The organism is Marinobacter halodurans (genome assembly GCF_004327985.1).
Classification (GTDB): Bacteria; Pseudomonadota; Gammaproteobacteria; order Pseudomonadales; family Oleiphilaceae; genus Marinobacter_A; species Marinobacter_A halodurans.
Map to the genome: position 1 here is coordinate 1 of NZ_SJDL01000263.1, position 215 is coordinate 215.

Here is a 215-nt window from a genome sequence, read left to right on the forward strand (position 1 = left end):
CCAGCGCCAGCGAGGCATGCTCGTGCGCCAACAGACCCGCCAGGCGACGCTGCGCCTGACCCACCGCCTCGGCCACCGATCCACTCAGCTCCAGCCGCAGCGGCAACGTGTTGATGAACATCCCCAGCGCTCGCTCGGCCACTCCGCCGTGACGGCCCAGCAACACCGTGCCGAACACCACGTCATCGCGACCCGACAGGCCGCCCAGCACCCGG

1 protein-coding gene is annotated in these 215 nt (G+C 71.2%); it reads right to left on the reverse strand.

The annotated features are described in order from the left end of the window. A partial coding sequence (locus EZI54_RS24305; protein WP_131484372.1) for a condensation domain-containing protein occupies positions 1-215 on the reverse strand: 215 nt, incomplete at both ends.